Raw genomic sequence first — 6,002 nt, 5'->3', positions numbered from 1 at the left:
GAACGCCTTGAGCGCCAGGTGCAGCATGACGATCGAGTCCTTGCCGCCGGAGAAGAGGATCACCGGCTTCTCGAACTCGCCCGCCACCTCGCGGAAGATGTGGATCGCCTCGGACTCCAGCGCGTCCAGGTGCGACAGGGCGTACGGCGCGTCCGCGTCCGCGGTCGTGTCGTGCGTGTGCGCGGCGGTGGTCATGCCAGCCCCTTTTCGGTGAGCAGCGCGAACAGCGACGCCGCGGACTCCTGGACGGTCTGGGTGTGCGACTCGATGCGCAGGTCGGGCGCCCCCGGGGCCTCGTACGGGTCGTCCACGCCCGTGAGGCCGGAGATCTCGCCGGCCGCCTGCTTGGCGTACAGGCCCTTCACGTCGCGCTCGGAGCACACCTCGACCGGGGTCGCCACGTGCACCTCGAGGTACGCCGTCCCGGCCACGGCGTGGCGCTCGGCGACGGCCTCGCGGCTGTCCGCGTAGGGCGCGATCACCGGGACCAGCGCCTTGACGCCGTTGCTCGCGAGCAGCTCGGCCACGAAGCCGATCCGCTGCACGTTGGTGTGCCGGTCCTCGCGGGTGAAGCCCAGGCCCGCCGACAGGAACTCGCGGATCTCGTCGCCGTCGAGCACCTCCACGCGGTGGCCCTCGCCGCGCAGCCGCTCGGCCAGCGCGTACGCGATCGTGGTCTTGCCCGCGCTCGGCAGACCGGTCAGCCACACGGTGGCGCCCTGGTCCGTCACGCTCATCTGCTTCTCCGTACGTTCCGTCATCAGCCGTGCAGCCCGCACTCGGTCTTGGCCCGGCCCGCCCAGCGGCCGGCCCGCGCGTCCTCGCCCTCCGCCACGCGGCGGGTGCAGGGGGCGCAGCCGACCGAGGCGTAGCCGTCCATCAGCAGCGGGTTGGTGAGGACCCCGTGGTCGGCGACGTAGGCGTCCACGTCGTCCTGGGTCCAGCGGGCGATCGGCGAGATCTTGACCTTCTGCCGCTTCTCGTCCCAGCCGACCACCGGGGTGTTCGCCCGGGTCGGGGACTCGTCGCGACGCAGCCCCGTCGCCCACGCGTCGTAGCCGGTCAGGCCCTCCTCCAGCGGCTTGACCTTGCGGAGCGCGCAGCACAGGTCCGGGTCGCGGTCGTGCAGCTTCGGGCCGTACTCGGCGTCCTGCTCGGCGACCGTCTGGCGCGGGGTGAGGGTGATGACCTTGACGTCCATCACGGCGTCGACCGCGTCGCGGGTGCCGATGGTCTCCTCGAAGTGGTAGCCGGTGTCGAGGAACACCACCTCCACGCCCGGGTACGCCCGGGACGCCAGGTGCGCGACGACCGCGTCCTCCATCGAGGAGGTGACGCAGAAGCGCGGCCCGAACGTCTCCCCGGCCCAGGTGAGGATCTCCAGCGCCGAGGCGTCCTCGAGGTCGCGGCCCGCCTGCTCGGCCAGTTCCTTGAGTGCCTGCGCGTCCTGAACGGTGGTCATATCGAGTCCCCTCCTGCGGAGTTGCCCTGGAAGCCACGGGCCAGCAGCCCGAGGTACTTCAGCTGGAAAGCCCGGTTGCACCCCCGGCATTCCCAGGCTCCGTGGCCCTGTTCGCTCGGGAACAGGTCCTCCTCGCCGCAGTACGGGCAGTAGAAGGGGGCGGCGCGCTCGCTCACGACAGGGCCTCCTCGGAGGCCCGGCCCACCCACTGGGCGAACCGCTCGCCGTCGGTGCGCTCCGCCTCGAAGCGCGTGACGACCCGCTCGACGTAGTCCGGCAGCTCGGCCGAGGTGACCTTCAGGCCGCGGACCTTCCGGCCGAAGCCGGCGTCCAGGCCCAGGGCACCGCCCAGGTGCACCTGGAAGCCCTCGACCTGGTTGCCGTCGTCGTCGAGGACCAGCTGGCCCTTGAGACCGATGTCCGCCACCTGGATGCGGGCGCACGCGTTGGGGCAGCCGTTGATGTTGATCGTCAGCGGCTGGTCGAACTCCGGCAGGCGGCGCTCCAGCTCCTCGATCAGGCTCTGGCCACGGCCCTTGGTGTCGACGATCGCCAGCTTGCAGAACTCGATGCCGGTGCAGGCCATCGTGCCGCGCCGGAACGGGGACGGCTTGACCCGCAGGTCCAGCGCCTCCAGGGCGGCCGTCAGCGACTCGACCTGGTCCTCGGTGACGTCGAGCACGAGCATCTTCTGCTCGGCGGTGGTGCGCACCCGGCCGGAGCCGTGCCGCTCGGCGACGTCCGCGATCTTCGTCAGGGTGGCGCCGTCGACCCGGCCGACGCGCGGGGCGAAGCCCACGTAGAAGCGGCCGTCCTTCTGGCGGTGCACGCCGACGTGGTCGCGCCAGGTCTGCACGGGCTGCTCGGGGGCGGGGCCGTCGGTCAGCTTCCGCCGGAGGTACTCGTCCTCCAGGACCTGCCGGAACTTCTCCGGGCCCCAGTCGGCGACCAGGAACTTCAGGCGGGCGCGGTTGCGCAGCCGCCGGTAGCCGTAGTCGCGGAAGATCGAGATGACGCCCTCGTACACGTCCGGGACCTCGTCGAGCGAGACCCACGTGCCCAGGCGGACGCCGAGCTTCGGGTTGGTCGAGAGGCCGCCGCCGACCCAGACGTCGAAGCCGGGGCCGTGCTCGGGGTGGTGCACGCCGACGAACGCGATGTCGTTGATCTCGTGGGCCACGTCCAGCAGGGGCGAGCCCGAGACCGCGGACTTGAACTTGCGGGGCAGGTTGGAGAAGTCCTTGTTGCCCACGATGCGGCGGTAGATCTCCTCGATGGCGGGGGTGCCGTCGATGATCTCGTCCTCGGCGATGCCGGCGACCGGCGAGCCGAGGATGACGCGCGGGGTGTCGCCGCAGGCCTCGGTGGTGGACAGGCCGACCGCCTCCAGGCGGTTCCAGATCTCCGGCACGTCCTCGATGCGGATCCAGTGGTACTGCACGTTCTGGCGGTCGGTGATGTCGGCCGTGCCGCGGGCGAACTCCTGCGAGATCTCACCGATGACGCGCAGCTGCTCGGTGGTCAGCCGGCCGCCGTCGATGCGGACGCGGAGCATGAAGTACTCGTCGTCCAGCTCCTCCGGCTCCAGGATCGCGGTCTTGCCGCCGTCGATCCCGGGCTTGCGCTGGGTGTACAGACCCCACCAGCGCATGCGTCCGCGCAGGTCGTTGGGGTCGATCGAGTCGAATCCGGCCTTGGAGTAGATCGTCTCAATGCGTGTCCGCACATTGAGACCGTCGTCGTCCTTCTTGAACTGCTCGTTGCCGTTGAGGGGCGTGAAGTGGCCACGGGCCCACTGGCCCTCGCCGCGGTGGCGCGTGGTCTTGCGGCGCGCTGTGGCGGGGGTGGGGGTCTCGGGGGTGGCGGCCATGGCTATTCGTCCTTCTGTGGCGGTCAGGGCAGGGGGCAGGTGGCGGCGGCATGCCCCCATTGCTGCGGTGACCAGCGCACATGTGCGCAGGTGCGGCAAAGCGGGTCCCCGCTGCGGTGTGCGGGGGCCCTCTTCGGCCCTAGGGGGATTCGGCGCGTCCGCGGCGACGGGGACGGCGAGATGCGGCGTGGCTGGTTCTGTCAGCGCGCCATACAGATGGCGCTGGATACGCGGCCGAGGTCGACGTGTCGTCGACTCACCAAGGCAATTCCAGCTCCAGTCATGGCGGAAGCCTGGCACGCGGCACTTGGAGGAGTCCACTAGCGTCCGTAATGTGGACTTGATCGTCTCGAAATGCGGGACGCTGTGGTGTGGGTCACCCGTGGACCCGCCGGCCGGCGGGCCGACGGGCCGTTCCGTGGTGTCAGGCGCCCGGCCAGGGGCCGGGGGTCGGGGTCTCCGCCTTCTCCTCCGTCTCGGTCCTGAAGACGCGGAAGCCGCGGCGCTGGTAGTTGTCCATGGCCGTCGGGCCGTCCTGGCTGCAGGTGTGCACCCACACCCGACGGGTGGCCTCCCGGCCCGGCCAGCGGTCCGCCAGGTCCCACGCCCGGGCCGTGCCGAACGTCAGCAGGTGCCCGCCGATGCGTCGGCCCCGGAACGCCGGCAGCAGGCCGAAGTACATGATCTCCACGACCCCGTCGTCCTGCGGGTCGAGCTCGACGTACCCCGCGGGCGTGCCGCGGTCGTACGCCACCCAGGTCTCCACCCCCGGCCGCTCCAGCTGCTTGCGCCAGTCCTCGTACGACAGGGAGAGGCGGTCCGTCCAGTGGATGTCCTGTCCCACGGACGCGTACAGGAAGCGGCTGAACTCGGGCGAGGGCACCTCGGCCCGCACGATCGTGATCTCGCCGCCGGGTTCGGCGGCCGGGACCAGGTCGGCGGGTGAGGTCTGCTCCAGTGACCAGGTGGTGAGAGTGATGCTCATGCCTGCCAGGGAATCACAGCCTCCGTTCGGCGCCCGTACGGGCCCTGACCACGGCCGGGGCCGTGGAGTGGGGGAGCAGGTCCGAGGGGTCCGGCGGCAGGAGCACCTCCACCTCCACGCCCTCGGCGAAGCGGTACGGGCGGTGCGCCAGCACGCCGGCGAGATGCCGTCTCACGCGCGACATCTCCGCACGGACGGTCACCGTCCGGGAGGCGTCCCCGAAGATCTCCTGCGCCAGCTCGGCGGCCGTCCGCCCGCCCCCGTGCGCCGCGGCACCGGGCCCGCCCCCGTCACGGGCCCGCGCCAACAGGAACAGCAGCTCCGCGTGGCGCGGGCTGAGCTCCTGCGTCCAGCTTCCGGCGGCCCCGGACACCGTGGCCGACCAGCGCCGCGCCCGCCCCAGGTCCAGCACCACGCGACCCACCGCGCCCGCGGTACGGGCCTCCGCGACCCGGACCAGCCAGCCGCCCGGCAGCGCCTCGACCACGCAGTCGCCCAGCGCCGGCAGCCACACCGGCCCCGGGCCGCACGACTTCGGCAGCACCACCCGCTCCGGCGGCGCCATGCCCGTGACCGCCGCCGTCCAGCCCAGGCCGTCCACGGCCAGCGCCCGCCCCGGCAGCCGCGCCAGCAGCGGCGCCGCCACCGCCCGTAGGCCCTCCAGGGACCTCAGGTGCCGCACCCGCAGCTCGGTCTCCGCCAGCCGCGCCACCGAGGAGACCCAGGCCAGCGTGGCCGGGTGCATCGTGGCCAGCGGTCCGCTGACGTCCACCACCCCCAGCAGCCGGCCGTCGCGCGGATCGTGCACGGGCGCGCCGGCGCAGGTCCAGTCGTGGTGGGTGGAGACGAAGTGCTCGGCCGAGAACACCTGCACGGGCCGCCGGGCCACCAGGGCCGTGCCGACCCCGTTGGTGCCGACCACAGACTCGTCCCAGTCCGCCCCCACCTCGAAGCCCAGCCGGTCGGCCTTCTTCAGGATCGAGGCGTGGCCCTCCCGCCACAGCAGGCGGCCCTCGGCGTCCGAGACCACCATGATGTGCAGGGTCTCGTCCAGCGCGGGCAGCAGGCCCTCGCGCAGCACCGGCAGCACCTCGCGCAAGGGCGAGTCGTGCCGCCGCCGCTCCGTCTCGGCCAGCGACAGCATGCGCGAGCGGGCGTCCCGGTCCGGGTGCACCCCGCCCGCCAGCATCCGCCCCCAGGACGCGGCGATCTCCGGGCGCGGTGCCGTCGGCGGCGCGTGCCCCGAGAGCGCGGCGGCCCGTATGCCCTTGAGCAGGCGGGCGGCCTGCCGCGAGTCCATGGCCGCCAGCCTGGCCAGGTCGACAGCGGTGTCGGTCACCGGATCCTCCCCGTACTGAACCGGATGCCCCAAAGGGTTGCAACCGTTTGCAACTCTCGCCAAGTCCCGGTCACCCGACCGAAACTGTGCGCGACGCCGCCCGGCGGCGTCTGCAGCTCCTCCTCGGGGCCTAGTGACGGGGGTGGTGCCGAGTCGGCGCGGCGCCACCCCGTCCGCATGCCGGTACGGGCGTCCCAAAGGGAGTGCCGGGTGCACCGGGCGTACGTACCTGCGGCCACCCAGCCCCTAGCGGCAACGCCGTTCAGTTAAGGGCGGGGGCTGTTCGTCAAGGCCCGTGAACGAGGCAGCGGAGCTGCTGTAGAAGAGGTTTGTCCTCCAAGACATC

General features: G+C 72.2%; 8 protein-coding genes. All 8 read right to left on the bottom strand.

The window, feature by feature from the left end; all coding sequences use genetic code 11:
* A partial coding sequence (locus tag ACIQCH_RS38260; RefSeq protein WP_402588963.1) for a phosphoadenosine phosphosulfate reductase family protein occupies window positions 1–195 on the bottom strand: 195 nt, incomplete at its 3' end.
* Complete coding sequence (cysC, locus tag ACIQCH_RS38255) at window positions 192–737, bottom strand: adenylyl-sulfate kinase (RefSeq protein WP_402588961.1); 546 nt, start codon at window positions 735–737, stop codon at window positions 192–194. The genes ACIQCH_RS38260 and cysC, both read right to left, overlap by 4 nt.
* Before the next feature lie 23 nt (window positions 738–760).
* Window positions 761–1,462, bottom strand: coding sequence for a phosphoadenylyl-sulfate reductase (locus tag ACIQCH_RS38250; RefSeq protein ID WP_402588959.1), 702 nt, complete (start codon window positions 1,460–1,462; stop codon window positions 761–763).
* Window positions 1,459–1,638 carry a hypothetical protein gene (locus tag ACIQCH_RS38245; protein ID WP_030195734.1) on the bottom strand — a complete coding sequence of 60 codons (180 nt, stop codon included), beginning with the start codon at window positions 1,636–1,638 and terminating at the stop codon, window positions 1,459–1,461. Before ACIQCH_RS38245 ends, ACIQCH_RS38250 begins: the two co-directional genes overlap by 4 nt.
* Window positions 1,635–3,332: a nitrite/sulfite reductase gene (locus tag ACIQCH_RS38240; protein ID WP_402588957.1), complete on the bottom strand. Its 1,698-nt coding sequence runs from the start codon at window positions 3,330–3,332 to the stop codon at window positions 1,635–1,637. Before ACIQCH_RS38240 ends, ACIQCH_RS38245 begins: the two co-directional genes overlap by 4 nt.
* Window positions 3,333–3,532: 200 nt before the next feature.
* Window positions 3,533–3,616 (bottom strand): putative leader peptide, encoded by an 84-nt coding sequence (locus tag ACIQCH_RS38235; RefSeq protein WP_402588967.1) that lies wholly within the window; start codon window positions 3,614–3,616, stop codon window positions 3,533–3,535.
* A 140-nt stretch (window positions 3,617–3,756) separates the two neighbouring features.
* Window positions 3,757–4,317 (bottom strand): GNAT family N-acetyltransferase, encoded by a 561-nt coding sequence (locus ACIQCH_RS38230; protein WP_402588955.1) that lies wholly within the window; start codon window positions 4,315–4,317, stop codon window positions 3,757–3,759.
* Between the two features lie 13 nt (window positions 4,318–4,330).
* Entirely contained in the window at window positions 4,331–5,617 is a 1,287-nt protein-coding gene (locus ACIQCH_RS38225; RefSeq protein ID WP_402588965.1) for a GAF domain-containing protein, read from the bottom strand.
* Window positions 5,618–6,002 lie beyond the last annotated feature (385 nt).

Source organism: Streptomyces sp. NPDC093225, assembly GCF_044753805.1.
Classification (GTDB): Bacteria; Actinomycetota; Actinomycetes; order Streptomycetales; family Streptomycetaceae; genus Streptomyces.
Note: the sequence above shows the minus strand (reverse complement) of the source record. Positions and strands in the feature narration are given on the sequence as shown.